The sequence below is a fragment of the Gluconobacter kanchanaburiensis NBRC 103587 genome (genome assembly GCF_007988905.1).
Taxonomy (GTDB): domain Bacteria; phylum Pseudomonadota; class Alphaproteobacteria; order Acetobacterales; family Acetobacteraceae; genus Gluconobacter; species Gluconobacter kanchanaburiensis.
This window is the reverse complement of record NZ_BJVA01000001.1, coordinates 158,514-174,407: the sequence shown is the minus strand read 5'-3', so window position 1 is coordinate 174,407 and position 15,894 is coordinate 158,514. Positions and strand designations below refer to the sequence as shown.

The following is a 15,894-nucleotide window of genomic DNA, read 5'->3' as shown; positions in this document are numbered from 1 at the left end:
CAGAGGCTCTATCAGCCCAGCACGGAGAGGTCCGTCAACCGTCGATGTTCTTCCATCGCGAAACGATCGGTCATTCCGGCAATATAATCGGCCACCAGACGCCTGCGCTGTACGTCATCGGCGGCTTTCGCTCGGCCCCGCAGCGGATCGGGCAGAAGACCGGGATCTTCGGACAGGATGTCGAAGATTTCCCGCACCGCGATCTTGGCTTTCCGCGCCATACGGTTGACGCGCCAATGCCGGTACATGCGGGCATAGAGGAACTTGCGGATGGCCTTGTTAGCCTCCCGCATTTCCGGACTGAACGCCACCACGGGATAACCGGCATGGCGGATATCGTCAGCCGATTGCGGGTTGAGTGCTTCGAGGTTCCGGCGTGTCTGGTCCGTAAGGTCCGTGGCAAGCTGGTTGATGACGACGCGGATGGTTTCATGCCGCACGCGCTGGGCCTGATCGGACGCCTCACGCCCTATCAGGCGCTCCATCTCGCGGGAGCGGCGCAGGGCGTCTCCGACCAGTGGCAGGTCTTCGATATCCTCAAAAGACAGCAGCCCGGCGCGCAAACCGTCATCGAGATCGTGGCCGTGATAGGCGATATCATCTGACATGGCCGCGACCTGCGCTTCGGCCGAGGCGTGGCTTTGCAGGTCCAGATGATGTTTTGCGTCGTATTCCGCAAAATAGGGCGTCGGGCGTTTGACCGGGCCGTTATGTTTGGCGAGGCCCTCCAGCGCTTCCCATGTCAGGTTAAGGCCATCGAAAGCGTGGTACCGGGCTTCGAGCGCGGTCACGAGCCGCAGGGACTGAGTGTTGTGATCGAAGCCACCCCAGTCCTTCATCGCAAGTGCGAGGGCGTCTTCCCCGGCATGGCCGAACGGCGTGTGACCGAGATCATGGGCAAGCGCTACGGTTTCGGTCAGATCCTCGTTGAGGTCCAGATTGCGGGCGATGGAGCGGGCGATCTGCGCGACTTCGAGCGAATGCGTCAGGCGGGTACGGAAAAAATCGCCTTCGTGGTTGATGAAGACCTGTGTCTTGTATTGCAGGGTCCGGAACCCCGCAGAATGCAGCACGCGGTCACGGTCCCGCTGCCAGGGCGAGCGGACCGGGCTTTCCACCTCGGGGTAGAGTCGGCCCCTGAGATCCGTAGGGGAGCCAGAATCCTGTACCGCGTAGATCGCTACCATCAAGACGTGTCCTGCGTGAGCCGTCGAGCCGAGAGAGCGCTGTTTTAGGCGGCCCACGGGATCATTCTACGCCAGCATTGTGCCTGCGCAAGCACGACCCTCCCGCCCTCCCCTTTGCTCTGGGGGGTGCTCTGACCATATAATCAGGACCGCAGTTGTCTTTTCAGAAGAGTCCGGGAACCAGAACCCATGTCCGACACCGTGCCTTTCAGCGTTTCCGCTAGTGCGGCCGCCCGCATCAAGGAGATCATCGCAGCCCAGCCAAAACCTGAGGGGCTGGCGCTGCGCGTGGCGGTTCTGGCCGGAGGATGCAACGGGTTTCAGTACCAGTTCAAACTGGAGCGCGATCAGGCCGCGGATGATGTCGTCATCGAGCGTGACGGCGCTCGCGTATTTGTGGATACAACCAGCCTCGACCTGCTGGAAAACGCGGAACTGGAATTCGTGGACAAGCTGATGGGCGCGCATTTCACGGTCACGAACCCGAATGCAGCTTCATCATGCGGCTGCGGCACCAGCTTCTCGCTGGCCTGATCCGATGACCACGACGCCGTTCACCTTCGCAAGCTGGAACATCAACTCCATCCGCGCCCGCGCCCATCACGTTCAGGACTGGCTGGAACGCCATCCGGACTGCGATCTGCTGTGCCTTCAGGAAATCAAATGCGAGGACAGCCAGTTTCCGGTCATGTTCGCAGAAGCCGGGCTGCATGTCGCGACCTCTGGTCAGAAAGCCTATAACGGCGTGGCCCTGATTGGACGCCGCCCCTTCACGGTGACGCACCATACGCTTCCGGGCTTCGATCATCCGTCTGCCCGTTATATCGAGGCGGAACTCGATGGCATCACGATCGGCAATCTGTATCTGCCCAACGGTAATTCCGGCGGTGAGGACGGTTACGCGACCAAACTGGCGTTTTTCGACGCTTTAGCGGAACGGGCGCGTGTTCTGCTGGAGGCGGAGAAACCGTTTGCGTTCATCGGGGACTTCAATGTCTGCCCGACGGACGAAGATCTCGCGCCCGGCGCGCTGTCACCCAACGACGCACTGGTACGCCCTGAAACGCGCGCAGCATTCCGCAAGTTAAAATGGATAGGGCTGACGGATGCCCTGCGCACGCTCTACCCTGCAGGCCGGCATTACACGTTCTGGGATTATCAGGCGGCGGCGTTCCAGCGAAATTCGGGCCTGAGGATCGATCATGCACTTCTGTCGCCTCGTATGGCCGAACGCCTGACAGCTTTCGTGATCGATCGGGACGAGCGGGCAAAGGAAAAGGCCTCCGATCACGTCCCAGTTCTCGTTACAGTCTGAACATGCAAGGGAACACGCCGTTCCCCTTGCATCCCCTCATGCATGTCGCAGATTGGGTTTTCGGCTCAGATGGCCCGGCTGCCACCGATACCCGTTGCCACTCCAGCGCCAGTAGCCCGGCACCCAGTGCAGGTCTCCGCGATGGGGCGGAATGGTCTCCGGCAGCGTATGCGGTGGCGGCGGTGCCTGCCGGTATGGGCCACTATAGGGCACGAACTGAGCATGGGCTGTTCCCGACATCGGCGCAATCGCCATCGTACCTGCAAACAGGGCGGAAACAGCCAAAATCCCTGACAGATGTTTCAGCATTAATACTCTCCTTTCTATGACGCCTTGTCACAGAAAGATGATGACGGGAGCGTCTTGGCGCAGCTGAGGCGCATCTGTGGCGGAATCCGGGCAGATCATAATTTTGTGTTTCATGCATGATGCCCTCCCCTACGCCTGTAACGGAAAGATACAGAAGTTGATATGTGTCTTTTGAGATACAAATTTAGAGTTAAATTTATTTACAGTCTTTTGAATTTGAATGTTTTATATTGACTGTATCATTTTTGGCACAGCGCGTAGTGTGCGCCTACATCTTGCACATCCGGTTCGCACGCCATTACCGCAGACCCTCATTTCGTTTTTTCGTTGGGGGTTTTAGCATGTACACAGACTGGTGGATTGCGGCCTGTATTCTCGGCAGCGTCTGGGCCTTCCCGCTTCGCGCCCAGGCCCCCGCCTATTTCATGCCCGCACATCATACCGCCCGCACACGAATGCCCCGTTCGGATGCCCTGCGGGATCCTGCGCTGCGGGACAGCATGACAGGCCGATCCGGGTCAGGCGGATTAAGTTTTGAGCAGACAGGAACCTCCCCCGTAGTGCGACGGGAGTGGATGAAGCTGGATCTGTCAAATCTCTCAAAAATTGGCCCTTTGGACGTGGAGCGGGCAGCACAATCGCCGCTGATGGAAGAAAAAGGCGTGACGACGACTTTTGCCTATCCGCTGAAATCACTTCCAGGCGTGGACCTGATGGCAAGCTTCTTCGGAGGACACCGCGATACCATCCAGGGTGCCGCAGGCGGCAGTGCAGCCGTGACAGCGGGAATCCGGATCCACTGGTAGTTTCGCACGGACCACACCTGAAAATAACGAAGCAAAACAGACAGCATAAAAAAAACCGGCATCTCCCGAATGGAAGTTGCCGGTTCTGAAACAGCGAATGAGGCTGCTTAAGGTTTACTTGCTGGCAGTCGGCTTAGGCTTCGGCAGGTCGAGCGCAAGATGAAGCTCCTTCAGGCGGGCCGGCTCGACTGGAGCCGGCGCTTCCATCATCAGATCTTCGCCGCTCTGGTTGAGCGGGAAGAGAATAACTTCGCGGATGTTCGGCTCATCGGCCAGCAGCATCACGATACGGTCCACGCCCGGTGCGGCTCCACCATGCGGCGGAGCGCCATAACGGAAGGCGTTCAGCATGCCGCCAAAGCGTTCTTCCACAACTTCGGGACCATAACCTGCGATTTCAAACGCACGGAGCATGACTTCCGGCAGATGGTTCCGGATGGCGCCAGAAGACAGCTCCACGCCGTTACAGACGATATCGTACTGATAGGCATTGATCGTCAGCGGGTCCTGCGTGTTCAGAGCATCGAGACCACCCTGAGGCATGGAGAACGGGTTGTGCGAGAAGTCGACCTTTCCGGTTTCCTCGTTCAGCTCGAACATCGGGAAGTCCACGACCCAGCAGAAGCGGAACGCGTTCTTCTCAATCAGGTCCAGTTCGGTTGCAACCTTGGTGCGAACGACGCCGGAGAACTTGGCGACCTCATCGCCTTTACCCGCTGCGAAGAACACGGCGTCCCCGGCCTTCAGGCCACAGGCTTCACGGATGCTCTCGACGCGCTCGGCTTCGAGGTTCTTGGCAATCGGGCCCTTGCCGCCTTCTGCTTCAAAAATGATGTAGCCCAGGCCACCGGCACCGCTCTCACGCGCCCAGGTGTTGAGCTTGTCGAAGAAGCCGCGCGGACGGTCGCCCGCACCCGGAGCCGGAATGGCGCGGATCTGGCCTCCCGAGGCCGCGATCTTGGCGAACAGGCCGAAACCGGAATCGCGGAAGGCTTCCGTGACGTCCTTGATGATCAGCGGGTTGCGCAGGTCCGGCTTGTCGGAGCCGTAATCGCGCATGGCGTCGGCATACGGAATGCGAGGGAAAGCGCCGTCCGTGATCTTCCAGCCTTCGGGCGTGAACTCGTTGAATACGCCGGCGAGGACGGGTTCGAGCACCGTAAAGACGTCTTCCTGCGTGACGAACGACATCTCGAAATCGAGCTGATAGAACTCGCCCGGGCTGCGGTCAGCGCGGGAGGCTTCGTCACGGAAGCAGGGTGCGATCTGGAAGTAACGGTCGAAACCCGCGACCATCGCGAGCTGCTTGAACTGCTGCGGAGCCTGCGGCAGGGCGTAGAACTTGCCCGGATGCAGACGGGCCGGGACGAGGAAGTCCCGCGCGCCTTCGGGAGACGAGGCCGTCAGGATCGGCGTCTGGAACTCGGTGAAGCCCTGCGCGATCATGCGCTGGCGCAGGCTCGTAATGACTTTGCTGCGGAGCAGGATGTTCTGGTGCATCTTGTCGCGGCGCAGGTCGATGTAACGGTACTTCAGACGCAGGTCTTCAGGGTAATTCTCGTTGCCCGCTACCTGGAATGGCAGGACTTCGGCGCTGGAACGGATTTCCAGAGCTTCGGCGAGAACTTCCACATCACCGGTCGGCAGGTTCGGGTTGCGCTGCGATCCATGACGCACCACGACCTTGCCGGTCACGGTGATGACGCTCTCGACGCGCAGACGTTCTGCCTTTTCCAGCAGGTCTGTACCCGCGGGAATGACGATCTGTGTGACGCCGTAATGGTCGCGCAGGTCGATGAACAGCAGGCCGCCGTGATCGCGCTTGCTGTGCACCCAGCCGGAAAGGCGGACGATCTGCCCGGCGTTTTCTTCACGCAGGGCGCTACAGTCATGGGTGCGGTATGGATGCATGGCGGGCCTCTTCAACGTCCTGTGCGGATAAGTGGGCGCAGGAAGCCGGGACGGCCCTCTGATGTCAAGTTTTCTGCGAGCGCTCCAGCGCCCCTGCCGAAACGTTCAGGCCTTTTCCGCGAGGAAACCTTCGAAATCGACCGCCGCCCGTGCCATATCGGTAGCCCGGCCTGCCCCGGCAAGCGCAACAGGCCTACCGTCCTTGAGATAGGTCGCAAGGAACCTGAAACCCCGGATATCCCCTTCCAGCGCCACGTTATCGAAGCTTTCGCCCCAGCCCAGAAGTTCGATTTTCTTGCCGAACTGCTGCGTCCAGAACCACGGCATCGGAACGTTCGGCGTGTCATGCCCCATCATGGCCAGCGCCGCGATCCGTCCCTGGATTTCGGCATGACGCCAGTGCTCGATTCGCCGTGGTGCGCCATCATGGATGATCGCTGAGGCATCGCCCGCCGCATATACGTTGGAACAGGTGTCCCCTCCGGCCATCACCCGCATCTGGCCATTGACCACGATGGCTCCGCATTCATCACGTTCCAGTCCCAAGACGTATCCTGTCGCCGGCGTCACCCCCACCCCCAGTAGTACGAACGCTGCGGGCAGACGTGTTCCGTCATCCAGCTCAACACCGGACGCCGTCGCAACGCCATCCTTGCTTTCGTCGGAATAGATCTCCATCACACGGGCATCCGAAACGAAAGCCACGCCATTCTCTTCATGAAGCTGACGCAACCGGATGCCGATCTCGCGCCCGAACTGCTTTTCCATCGGGATTTCGGTATCCGAAATAATCGTTACCCCTACTCCACGCTGACGCAGCGAGGAGGCAGCTTCAAGCCCGATAAAGCCTGCACCGACGATCGTGACGGCAAGGTCGGGATTGAGAAGTGCTGCGATACGTTCCGCATCCGCCTCGCGGTGCAGAGTATAAACACCCTGCATGTCCACGCCGGGAATATCGGGTTTTCTGGTAACAGCACCCGTCGCGATCAGGACGTGATCCGCTGTCAGCCTCGTCCCGTCCTCAAGTTCAGCCGTGCGGGTTTGCGGATCGAATTCCCGAACGCGCCCACGGATCCGACGAATTCCCCGCTCGGCATAAAAAGATTCCTCCCTGACCGGCGGCGCGTGTGCCTTTTCCGTTTCGCTCACGAGAACAGTCTTACTCAGGGCCGTACGATCATAAGGAAGATCCTTTTCCTCGCTGACCATCGAGATGGTTCCGGCAAACCCTTCTGCACGCAGTGTCACAGCCGCACTGACAGCCGCGGCTCCCGCTCCCAGCAGAAGGACGCTTTCAGTCTCCTGCCGCTTCTGTGGAGCCTGACGCTGCATGGGCCTGAGCCCCACCAGAACCCTGCCGTCTACGATCTGCACAGGATATTGTGGAAGCGGATCAAGAGCGAGAGGCTCCACGAGGCTGCCATCCACCGCATCGAAAACAGCCTTGTGCCAGGGGCAGACCAGAACGCTGCCTTTTGCCGTCCGGCAGAATGCGCCCTGCTCCAGCGGAGCATCCTTATGGGGGCACTTTCCGGCAAAGGCGTGCACCTGCTCCCCGTCGCGGATGACGACCACCGGTGTGCCATCAAGAGAAAAAGGAGTAATTTTTTCGTCTTCCAGCGCATCGAAGGCAACAAGATCACGGAAATCGGCATTCGGGGCGGACGATGTCATCAGCTAGGACTTTCCGGCTGGAGCAATAAGAACGGTCATGACAGCGAACGCAGCATAAGACAGCAGGTTGGCAAACAACAAAAAACCCGTCCGAGCATAGTGGCCCGGACGGGTTTTTCAAAACTGTCTACACAATCGCAAAACGATCAGAACATATCGTCGAATCCGCCGCCGCCGTCACCGCCGCCGAAATCGCCGCCACCACCAAAATCACCGCCCCCGAAGTCGGAGCTGGAGAAGTTTCCGGCGTCAGTTCCTGCTCCGCCAAACGGATCGACTGCCGTAGCATCGCCGCCATAGTTGTTGATGATCGTATCGCCGCCAGTTCCCCAACCACCGGCCGCATCGCCGCCACCGTGATGGTCGGAGAACAGACCCTCAAGCGCATTGGCGGCCATCATACCGCCAGCGACACCCGCGGCCGTCGTCAGGGCCGAGCCGAGAAAGCCCGAGCCGCCGCGCTGGAACATGCCCGGCTGGTAGCCCGGCGGATACGCATATTGCTGCTGCGGCATGAAATTCGGCGGAGGCGCAGCCTGCGCGCCCCAACCCGGCGGGGGCGCAGACTGCTGCGGACGGTTGCCGCCACCAAACAGACCACCAAACAGGCCAGGCTTGGAACCGCCCGACTGCTGCGCCTGCGCGAGCTGCTGCTGGGCCTGCTGGAGCTGGAATTCAAGCTGGCGGATACGGTTCTGCGCCTGTGCCAGTGCCGCTTCCTGCACCACGGCCATCTGCGTGACGCGGTAGCGGGCTTCCGGGTATCTCTGGAAGTTGTCAGCGATGAAGCGATCCGCTTCCGGGTCGATGGGCGGCAAAGGGGCGGCCGGCGGCTGTCCAGGCCCCGTGACCTGCGCCCCTCCCCCGACACGGGCGACGAAACGGGCGATCAGATCGCGTTCTTCGTTGTTCATCGTCATCATCCTTCCAGATGAAGAAATTGCAGAGCATCAATCATATGATGCACCTGCGCCCACTCTACAAGATCGGCGAAAGGACGCTCCCTTCCGGTTGAGAGCCTGTGCCTGTAAGGTGCGCCAGATTTCTGCCAACCGGAGCCTATCGAATTGTCTGCGACCCGGCCGCTCTGTTTTCAGGACCTGATCCTGCGCCTTCATCAATTCTGGTCCGAGAAGGGCTGCGCTATTTTGCAGCCCTACGATACCGAACTCGGAGCGGGCACTCTCTCCCCGCACACCACGCTTCGCGCGCTTGGTCCCAAGCCGTGGTCTGCGGCCTATGTGCAGCCCTGCCGCCGTCCGTCGGATGGCCGTTATGGCGAGAACCCGAACCGTCTTCAGCACTATTACCAATATCAGGTGCTGCTCAAGCCGACGCCGGAAGACAGCCAGCAGCTTCTGCTCGACAGCTATCGCGCCATCGGGATCGACCCGGAACTGCACGATATCCGATTCGTCGAGGATGACTGGGAAAACCCGACCATCGGCGCCTGGGGACTGGGCTGGGAAGTCTGGTGTGACGGGATGGAAGTCTCGCAGTTCACGTATTTTCAGCAGGTTGGCGGCATTCCGACCGTCATGCCGTCTACGGAGCTGACCTACGGGCTCGAGCGCCTGGCAATGTATGTGCAGGGCGTTGAGAACGTCTATGACCTCGATTTCAATGGCCGTGGCCTGACCTATGGCGATGTGTTCCTGCGCGCCGAGCAGGACTATTCGCGCCATAATTTCGAACTCGCCGACACGCAGATGCTGCTCACCCATTTCAACGATGCCGAGCGGGAGTCCATCCGGCTGTCCGAAGCCGGCGTAGCCCAGCCTGCCTATGACCAGTGCCTCAAGGCCTCCCATCTGTTCAATCTTCTGGATGCACGGGGCGTGATTTCCGTATCTGAGCGCGCCTCCTATATCGGGCGCGTCCGTGCGCTTGCCAAAGCCGCCTGCGAAGCCTGGCTCGCCGGTGAGGAGACGTCCCATGGCTGAACTCTTTCTCGAACTGTTCAGCGAGGAAATCCCCTCCGGCATGCAGGCCCGCGCGGCGGACGATCTGGGTTCGCTGCTGACGAAGGCGCTCGATGGCCTGAACCCGCGCGATCTGCGCACGTTCTTCGGCGCTCGCCGTATTGCAGCAATCCTGAATGTCGATGCCGAGATCCCGGCCCGCAGCGTGTCCGAACGTGGCCCGCGCGAAGGGGCTCCGGAAAAGGCGCTGGAAGGCTTCACGCGCAAGCATGGCGTCACACCAGCGGATCTGACGCTGGAAAACGGCTTCTGGGTTCTGAACAAGTCGCTCGATCCGGTGAGCACGGAAAGCCGCGTGGCTGAAGCCATACCGGAGCTTCTGTGGAAATTCCCCTGGCCCAAATCCATGCGCTGGGGTGCGGGATCGACCTTCACCTGGGTCCGCCCGCTGCGCCGGATCGCGTGCCTGCTGGACGGGCATGTCGTGCCGTTTACCCTCGCCCGCGATGGGGATGATGCGCATGGTCTGAAAGCGTCCAACCTCTCCGAAGGCCACCGCTTTCTGGCTCCCGGCGCATTCGAGATCCTGTCCGGCCAGCAGTGGCAGGACGAGCTTGAAACCCGTTCGGTCATTGTGGACATGGACAGCCGCCGCGACATGGTGCGCACCGGCGTGGCGCGTCTGGCGGACCAGCATGGCATTACGGTCGTGCAGAATGACGGGCTGGTCGATGAAGTCTGCGGGCTGGTCGAGTATCCAGTCCCATTGTTGGGTAAAATCGATGCTCCATTCATGGATCTGCCGGCCGAAGTGATGCAGGTCTCCATGCGGATCAACCAGCGCTATTTCGCCCTCCGGAACCCGGACGGCAAGGCTGCACCGTATTTCGCTTTTATCGGTAATCTGCCGTTCAAGGACGGTGGCAAGCTGACCACGGCGGGCAATGAACGTGTGCTCCGCGCCCGTTTTGCCGATGCACGGCATTTCTGGGATCTGGATCGCAAGACCAAGCTTGCCGACCGCGTTCCAGCGCTGGCGGCGGTGACGTTCCACGCCAAGCTGGGCACGCAGGCCGAGCGCGCGGAGCGGATTTCGAAGCTTGCGGGCACCGTGGCGCAGGCCATGGGGCTTGATGGCGCGCAGATCGCACAGGCCGAGCGCGCGGGCCTGCTGGCCAAGGCGGATCTGACGACAGGAATGGTCGGCGAGTTCCCCGAACTTCAGGGCGTCATGGGCGGCTACTACGCGGCGCATGACGGCGAGGACGAAGCCGTCTCCCGCGCCGTAGCCGAGCATTATCTGCCGCGCGGTCAGTCTGACGAAACGGCGAAGGCACCGGTTTCGGTGGCCGTGGCGCTTGCGGACCGTCTGGACCTGCTGGCCGGGTTCTTTGCCATCGGCGAACTGCCAAGTGGTTCGGGCGATCCGTATGCACTGCGTCGTGCGGCCCTGGGCATCATCCGCACGATCCGTGACAACGAGCTGCGTCTAGAACTGACGGCGCTGTTCGCTCAGGCTGCTAACGGACGCGCAGAGGGCGAACTGGCCAAGCTGCCGGACTTTATGGCCGAGCGTCTGCGCGTGCAGCTTCGCAGCGAAGGCGAACGGCATGACGTTCTTGCCGCCATCCTGACGCATGGGCTGGACGGCGATCTGGTCCGGCTTCTGGCCCGAACTTCCGCCCTGTCGGAGATGATCCAGACGGAAGACGGCCGCAACCTGCTCGCCGCCGCCAAGCGCGCCGCCAACATACTGCGCATCGAGGACAAGAAGGATGGCCCGCATACGGGCGCTCCCGATCCGGCCCTCTATACTCAGGACGAAGAGCGCGCGCTGGCTGCCGGTCTGGATCAGGCTGTTCCCGCAATTGAAACAGCTCTCAAAGAAGAGCGCTTCACCGATGCGATGCAGGCCATTGCAGCCCTGCGCCCTACGCTGGATCGCTTCTTCGAGGCCGTGACGGTCAACGCGCCGGAACCGGAAGTACGCGCCAACCGCCTCAAACTGCTCTCCCTCTTCCGCGAGACAACAGCCCTGATCGCCGATTTCGGCCAGATCGAGGGCTGAGGCCATGGGAGCGTGGTGGTCCGGATCCGTCACCACGTTCCTTCACACTCCCCCGGACCAACTCTGCGCCGCCCTGTCCCATCAGGTGGTGCAGAACCGTTTTCAGGGCGAGCCACAGCAGGCTCGCGCCTGGGAAGCGCAGATCGATCTTCTGCGTGACATTCTTCCGACAATTCCCAACACGCAGGACTGGCAGGTTCTGTTCGAATTTCCGATCCCACGACTTGGCGGACGGATCGACACGGTTCTGGTGTCGCCTGGCGCGATTTACGTTCTGGAATTCAAGATCGGCTCATCCAGTTTTGATGCATCAGCCCTCTCCCAGACGGAAGGCTATGCGCTCGACCTGCTGGATTTTCATGCCGCCAGCCGGTCTCACCCGCTCATTCCCGTTCTGGTTGCCACAAACGCTTCGCCTCGCGCCCAGACAACGCCGCTTCTACTTCCCCTGGGCGTCACAGAGGTTCAGCGCGTCAATGCAGCGGGACTGAAAACGCTCCTGACCACGCTGGCGGCACAAACGGCTCATACCGATCATCCGCTGATCCCCGCACAATGGGAACACGCTCCTTACGATCCGGTCCCAAGCATCGTAGAAGCGGCACGGCAGATTTACGCCACACATAGCGTTGCCGACATCCACACCGCCCGTGCCGATGCGACAAACCTGACACAGACCTCAGCCTGCATCGCAAGCATTCTAGACACCGCCCGGACGGCTGGACGCAAGGTCATCGTGTTCGTCTCCGGCATTCCGGGGGCGGGCAAGACGTTATGTGGCCTGAAAGCAGCTTTTGCGGATGACGGCGACGCCACGAGCGCGACGTTCCTAACGGGGAATCCGACCCTTGTTTCGGTTCTGCGCGAGGCCCTGACGCGCGATACGGTCAGTCGTGGCCAGAAGCGCCTGCTCGTCGAGCAGCGGATGGAATCCACCATTCAGTCCCTGACGAAATTCCGTGATCATTATGTCGGGCGACCTGAAGACTGTCCGCCTGAACAGATCATGGTCATTGACGAGGCCCAACGGTGCTGGACGCAGGCTCAGGCTGTCCGCAAAAGCGCATCGCGGCATGTGAAACTGACAAAGTCCGAGCCTGCGCATCTGTTGGACATCATGGGTCGGCATGACGGTTTCGCGGCCATTCTGTGCCTGATCGGGCATGGACAGGAAATCAATGACGGTGAAGGAGGTCTGGCCTGCTGGGGCGAGGCCCTTCTGAGCCGCCCAGCCTGGCGCGTTGAAGCGGCTCCGGACGTGATCGGGACCGGGGACCTGATCCATCTGCCATCAGCACTTGCGGCGGGCCGGCAGCGCTTTTTGCACCTCGGGGTGGCAATCCGCTCCCTGCGCGAAGAAAAAGCACCCCGCTGGGTCAATGCCGTATTGAATGGAGACGTCGAGACAGCGCGAAGTCTGGCCGGGCTGACGGATCTGCCGTTTCGGCTCACACGTAGTCTGGATGATCTGCGGGCCGGGCTGCGTCATCGCTCCCGCCTGACCTACCGGTGCGGGCTGGTCGCAAGCTCCAAAGCGAAACGTCTTCGCGCCGAGGGGCTTGGCTGTGAAGTTCCGCATATGGACGACAAGGCCGTCTCGCAGTGGTTTCTGAATCGATGGGTTCCGGACAGGGACATCCGGGCTTCCGATGCGCTGGAAACCTATGCGACGGAGTTTGCAATCCAGGGGCTGGAACTGGATTTCGTGGGGCTGTGCTGGGATGGAGACCTGATCCGCGCCTCATCAGACGATTACTGGCAGCCACGTCGTTTCTCGGGCACGAAATGGGCCAATGTGAAATCTGAGGAAACGGCGCTATGGCGACAGAACACCTATCGCGTCCTGCTGACACGGGCCCGGTACGAGACCCTGATCTGGGTGCCGCAAGGCAATGCAGATGATCCGACACGCGATCCCGAAACACTTGACCGGATCGCAGATTTTCTGATGGCATGCGGTGTACCCCTTCTGGGAACTGTCGCTGGTACCGCTCCGCCCTTTAGCGTGCAGAACGATCTGGCAGATCTGCTGAGCGGTTAATCTTCATCGTATTCCAGACCAGGGTCGCCATGAGCCTGCTGCTTATGATTTAAGCGAGGGGACGTCGGCTCTCAGCGTTTGCGGATCTGCGCGGTCATTGGTGAAGGCTGGATGCCGTAAGTGATGACCGCTCCGGAGGGGGCGCGTTCGAATTCCGCGGCTTTCGTATAGAAATCCGACATTGGAAAGAACGGAAAGTGCCAGTCCCGCACGCAGGCTCCCATTACAAGCAGGAGCGCCGAGACCCCGGCTGCCTTCACCGCAGGGCGCGAGGCCCTGGCCAGGACGAAGAATGACCCGAGCAGGGTCAGCATCGCGAAAATATAATACCGGTCGCTCCAGCCGGAATACTGCATCATATGCCACTGGGGCTGATCAACGGATACCTGAGGATGGGTCAGAGCGGCGGCAAAGGTTAATGCGGAAGCAAGAAGCGCGTCACGGAAGATCGTGGGGCCCCGCATGCAGGCATAGGTCAGGGCCGCGATCCCCAGAAGACAGAGCACGACGGCCGGACTGCGGTGCTGCCACCAGAATACGGAGCCCGCCACATCCGCAGCCGCATGCTGTCCGAACAGGAGGCCGATCTCGATATTGAGAGCAATGATGCGCATCCCCGTGATGAGCGATGCCCCAAGCTCGGTGCCGACCCGCTGATGGGCTTTATGCAGATAGGTGATCGCCTGAAGGCCCACACAGAGACTGACAAGCGCGAGCCGTATCAGGTGCGAACGGTCCTGAACCGCCACAAAACGAAGCAGAGCGATCGGAAACAGGAAGACGCAGAACGGCCCTGTCAGCCCTGACAGCAGCAGGATAGCGCCGTCAAACAGGCGCTGCCCCCAGCCCTGTGGCGGCGTGCTCTGGAGGACCAGAAACGCGAGAATGGCGAGATGCCACTGGGAGTTGGTGAGATTGACCTGTACTTCGTAGGAATTGGGCAGCGCGACCATGAACAGCGCGAACAGCAGACGCGACGTCCTGTCCGGCCACGCCTGATCCAGCCGCCCGGTCAGCAGAAACAGAGGCGGCGTAAGCTGCACCAGAAAGGCTACGAGCGCGAAAAGGGTCGGAGCCAGATGGAACGGCACCCCCTGAGCCAGAAGGCCGATCAGGCGCGGGAAGGTCTGAAGGTATCCAGTCTCCGGATTAAGCAGGCTTGCCGCACCCTGTTCATAAGCCTGCGGATACCAGACCCATGAATCTTCGCCCCAGAACTGCGACATCAGCAACGCGCCCGGATGTCTCAGGAAAAGGGCCACCGCCAAGAGCAGTCCCCAGAACACCATCTGACGCACGGACATCCCACTCTGCGGGATCGAGAAGCCACGCAGATACTCAGTCCTCATCGTCTTCCTGACCCGGATCGCGCTCGTTCCGATGCACCCAGGCGGACATGAGCAGGCCGAAGCCGAACATCATCGTCAGCATCGCCGAGCCGCCATAGGAAATCAGCGGCAGCGGCACGCCACCGACCGGGATGGCACCCATAACCATCGACAGGTTTACGGCGCAGTACAGAAAGAAATCCATCGCAATACCGAGACCCAGCAGGCGCCCAAACTGGTTGCGGCTGCGGATCGCAATGAGCATTCCACCGATGACGAGCGTTCCGAGTAGCGCGATGACGGCAACCCCGCCGACGAAGCCCCATTCTTCACCGATCATGGTGAAAATGAAATCCGTCTGTTTTTCCGGCAGGAAGTTCAGCTGTCCCTGGCTGCCATGCAGATATCCCTCGCCCCACATACCACCCGAACCAAGGGCGATTTTGGACTGGATGATGTTGTAGCCCGCACCGAGCGGATCATGCTCGGGGTGCAGGAAGGTGTCGATCCGTGCTTTCTGATAGTCGTGAAGGTGGCTGTAGACCAGCTTTCCCATGAAGGGCAGCGGGGCCACGAGCAGCAGGATCTGCCACAGCCGCATTCCGGCCGCGAAAAACATCGTGGCCCCGATAACGCCGATAATGGTGGCCGTACCCAGATTGGGTTCCTTGAGCACCAGCAGGACCGGCAACAGCGTCAGGAGAGCGGGCAGGATCAGACGTAGCGGGTTGCCCATCCGCTCGTTACCGATGCGGTGAAACCATGTCGCCAGCATCAGGACGAGGCCGATTTTGGCGAATTCGGAAGGCTGGAACTGCATGCCCGCCAGATTGATCCAGCGCTCCGCACCCTTCCCCACATGCCCCATCCGCAACACAAGGGCGAGCAGAGTGACTGAGAGCAGATAGACCGGAACCGACGCCATCCGCAGAACACGCGGACTGACGAGCGAGACCGCAATCATCATGACAAGGCCGAAACCGAACCGCACCATCTGCGGCCCGGCAAACGGCTTGGCCGACCCGCCACCCGCGGAATAGAGGGCGATGTAACCCACGCCCGCCAGCACACAGACCAGCAGGACATAGATCCAGTTGACCTGCAACAGACGCGCCATCGGACGGAAATCAGGCTCCGCGCGCAGGAGGCGACGATCGGACTTGAGAAAACCGAACGTATCCAGACCGTTCCGCTTCATCGCCGCGCTCCCGGATCCGATTGCCCTGCCATTGGCTGGTCCTCGTTAGGGAACTTTGTTTCCTGCACAGGCAAGGTCGCATCGGGCTGGGCAGGAGAAAGTGCCGGCGTGGAAACCCCGGGCTGAGAGATT

The 15,894-nt window shown here is 60.8% G+C and carries 13 protein-coding genes; 6 read left to right on the top strand and 7 right to left on the bottom strand.

The annotated features are described in order from the left end of the window. Window positions 1-11: 11 nt before the first annotated feature. Entirely contained in the window at window positions 12-1,187 is a 1,176-nt protein-coding gene (locus tag GKA01_RS00775) for a deoxyguanosinetriphosphate triphosphohydrolase (RefSeq protein ID WP_146858250.1), read from the bottom strand. A 189-nt stretch (window positions 1,188-1,376) separates the two neighbouring features. Between GKA01_RS00775 and GKA01_RS00770 the strand changes: the two genes are divergently transcribed. Then, window positions 1,377-1,721, top strand: coding sequence for a HesB/IscA family protein (locus tag GKA01_RS00770; protein ID WP_146858248.1), 345 nt, complete (start codon window positions 1,377-1,379; stop codon window positions 1,719-1,721). 4 nt (window positions 1,722-1,725) lie between these two features. After that, the gene (gene xth / locus GKA01_RS00765) at window positions 1,726-2,502 is read left to right on the top strand and encodes an exodeoxyribonuclease III (protein WP_146858246.1); all 777 of its coding nucleotides are present in this window, start codon (window positions 1,726-1,728) and stop codon (window positions 2,500-2,502) included. Between the two features lie 36 nt (window positions 2,503-2,538). Here xth and GKA01_RS00760 read toward each other — a convergent pair whose 3' ends face one another. Continuing rightward, window positions 2,539-2,811, bottom strand: a complete 273-nt coding sequence (locus GKA01_RS00760; protein WP_146858244.1) for a YXWGXW repeat-containing protein — start codon at window positions 2,809-2,811, stop codon at window positions 2,539-2,541. Window positions 2,812-3,152: 341 nt separating this feature from the next. Between GKA01_RS00760 and GKA01_RS13745 the strand changes: the two genes are divergently transcribed. Beyond that, a complete protein-coding gene (locus GKA01_RS13745; protein ID WP_146858242.1) occupies window positions 3,153-3,617 on the top strand; it encodes a hypothetical protein in 465 nt (154 codons plus the stop codon). A 114-nt stretch (window positions 3,618-3,731) separates the two neighbouring features. Here GKA01_RS13745 and aspS read toward each other — a convergent pair whose 3' ends face one another. From aspS to GKA01_RS00740, 3 genes are all read right to left on the bottom strand, one after another. Beyond that, window positions 3,732-5,528, bottom strand: a complete 1,797-nt coding sequence (gene aspS / locus GKA01_RS00750; protein ID WP_146858240.1) for an aspartate--tRNA ligase — start codon at window positions 5,526-5,528, stop codon at window positions 3,732-3,734. 105 nt (window positions 5,529-5,633) lie between these two features. Continuing rightward, window positions 5,634-7,205 carry an FAD-dependent oxidoreductase gene (locus GKA01_RS00745; RefSeq protein WP_146858238.1) on the bottom strand — a complete coding sequence of 524 codons (1,572 nt, stop codon included), beginning with the start codon at window positions 7,203-7,205 and terminating at the stop codon, window positions 5,634-5,636. Between the two features lie 146 nt (window positions 7,206-7,351). Next, a complete protein-coding gene (locus GKA01_RS00740; protein WP_146858236.1) occupies window positions 7,352-8,119 on the bottom strand; it encodes a DUF2076 domain-containing protein in 768 nt (255 codons plus the stop codon). A 153-nt stretch (window positions 8,120-8,272) separates the two neighbouring features. Between GKA01_RS00740 and GKA01_RS00735 the strand changes: the two genes are divergently transcribed. The 3 genes from GKA01_RS00735 to GKA01_RS00725 are packed head-to-tail and all read left to right on the top strand — an operon-like array spanning window position 8,273 to window position 13,236. Next, window positions 8,273-9,148, top strand: coding sequence for a glycine--tRNA ligase subunit alpha (locus GKA01_RS00735; protein WP_146858234.1), 876 nt, complete (start codon window positions 8,273-8,275; stop codon window positions 9,146-9,148). After that, the gene (gene glyS / locus GKA01_RS00730; protein ID WP_146858232.1) at window positions 9,141-11,195 is read left to right on the top strand and encodes a glycine--tRNA ligase subunit beta; all 2,055 of its coding nucleotides are present in this window, start codon (window positions 9,141-9,143) and stop codon (window positions 11,193-11,195) included. Before GKA01_RS00735 ends, glyS begins: the two co-directional genes overlap by 8 nt. Window positions 11,196-11,199: 4 nt before the next feature. Further along, complete coding sequence (locus GKA01_RS00725; protein ID WP_146858230.1) at window positions 11,200-13,236, top strand: DUF2075 domain-containing protein; 2,037 nt, start codon at window positions 11,200-11,202, stop codon at window positions 13,234-13,236. 71 nt (window positions 13,237-13,307) lie between these two features. Here GKA01_RS00725 and GKA01_RS00720 read toward each other — a convergent pair whose 3' ends face one another. Next, a complete protein-coding gene (locus GKA01_RS00720; protein ID WP_146858228.1) occupies window positions 13,308-14,585 on the bottom strand; it encodes a hypothetical protein in 1,278 nt (425 codons plus the stop codon). After that, window positions 14,575-15,762 (bottom strand): rod shape-determining protein RodA, encoded by a 1,188-nt coding sequence (rodA, locus tag GKA01_RS00715; RefSeq protein WP_146858226.1) that lies wholly within the window; start codon window positions 15,760-15,762, stop codon window positions 14,575-14,577. Before rodA ends, GKA01_RS00720 begins: the two co-directional genes overlap by 11 nt. Window positions 15,763-15,894: the final 132 nt, after the last annotated feature.

What these genes read in the sequence shown, in the direction of transcription:
- aspS (WP_146858240.1), bottom strand. Translation starts at nt 5,528, where the DNA reads ATGCATCCATACCGCACCCATGACTGTAGCGCCCTGCGTGAAGAAAAC.
- GKA01_RS00770 (WP_146858248.1), top strand. Translation starts at nt 1,377, where the DNA reads ATGTCCGACACCGTGCCTTTCAGCGTTTCCGCTAGTGCGGCCGCCCGC.
- GKA01_RS00720 (WP_146858228.1), bottom strand. Translation starts at nt 14,585, where the DNA reads ATGAGGACTGAGTATCTGCGTGGCTTCTCGATCCCGCAGAGTGGGATG.
- GKA01_RS00725 (WP_146858230.1), top strand. Translation starts at nt 11,200, where the DNA reads ATGGGAGCGTGGTGGTCCGGATCCGTCACCACGTTCCTTCACACTCCC.
- xth (WP_146858246.1), top strand. Translation starts at nt 1,726, where the DNA reads ATGACCACGACGCCGTTCACCTTCGCAAGCTGGAACATCAACTCCATC.
- GKA01_RS00760 (WP_146858244.1), bottom strand. Translation starts at nt 2,811, where the DNA reads ATGCTGAAACATCTGTCAGGGATTTTGGCTGTTTCCGCCCTGTTTGCA.
- rodA (WP_146858226.1), bottom strand. Translation starts at nt 15,762, where the DNA reads ATGAAGCGGAACGGTCTGGATACGTTCGGTTTTCTCAAGTCCGATCGT.
- glyS (WP_146858232.1), top strand. Translation starts at nt 9,141, where the DNA reads ATGGCTGAACTCTTTCTCGAACTGTTCAGCGAGGAAATCCCCTCCGGC.
- GKA01_RS00775 (WP_146858250.1), bottom strand. Translation starts at nt 1,187, where the DNA reads ATGGTAGCGATCTACGCGGTACAGGATTCTGGCTCCCCTACGGATCTC.
- GKA01_RS00745 (WP_146858238.1), bottom strand. Translation starts at nt 7,205, where the DNA reads ATGACATCGTCCGCCCCGAATGCCGATTTCCGTGATCTTGTTGCCTTC.
- GKA01_RS00740 (WP_146858236.1), bottom strand. Translation starts at nt 8,119, where the DNA reads ATGAACAACGAAGAACGCGATCTGATCGCCCGTTTCGTCGCCCGTGTC.
- GKA01_RS13745 (WP_146858242.1), top strand. Translation starts at nt 3,153, where the DNA reads ATGTACACAGACTGGTGGATTGCGGCCTGTATTCTCGGCAGCGTCTGG.